General features: G+C 42.2%; 1 protein-coding gene. It reads right to left on the bottom strand.

All coding sequences use genetic code 11. The annotated features are described in order from the left end of the window. A partial coding sequence (locus AB4585_RS29115) for a hypothetical protein (RefSeq protein ID WP_372172287.1) occupies window positions 1-275 on the bottom strand: 275 nt, incomplete at its 3' end. Window positions 276-370 lie beyond the last annotated feature (95 nt).

The raw sequence follows: 370 nt of genomic DNA, 5'->3' as shown, positions 1-370 counted from the left end.
ACAGTACACTCACTCTTAAGAGCTTTGGCCCTCACATCCAAATCGTGCTTTTCTCTCTCCAAGATTGCAATGTCAGTGCGAAGCTTACTAATAAGCGCCTTGTCATCAGAGTTGACCGCTGGCAAAGCAAGCACCTTATTAAGCAGTTCTTCCGCTTTCGCTTGCGCTGTTTCTACGCAGATTCGAGCAACCGCTGAATCCGTCTTATTAATCTCGGCAATAGCGACAGAAAAATTTGCTGACACCTCAATCTTTAATCTATCGATCTCTTTCACCCACTATCTCCTTTTCATTACTTATCGGCATTTACGCCAAAAACCACTATTCATCTATTGAGTAAAATTATAATGCCTAGGCGTGACAAATATAC

The organism is Vibrio sp. 10N.222.49.C9 (assembly GCF_041474985.1).
In the GTDB taxonomy this organism is placed as follows: domain Bacteria; phylum Pseudomonadota; class Gammaproteobacteria; order Enterobacterales; family Vibrionaceae; genus Vibrio; species Vibrio crassostreae_C.
The sequence above is the reverse complement of the archived record's forward strand: the minus strand, read 5'-3'. Positions and strand labels throughout refer to the sequence as shown.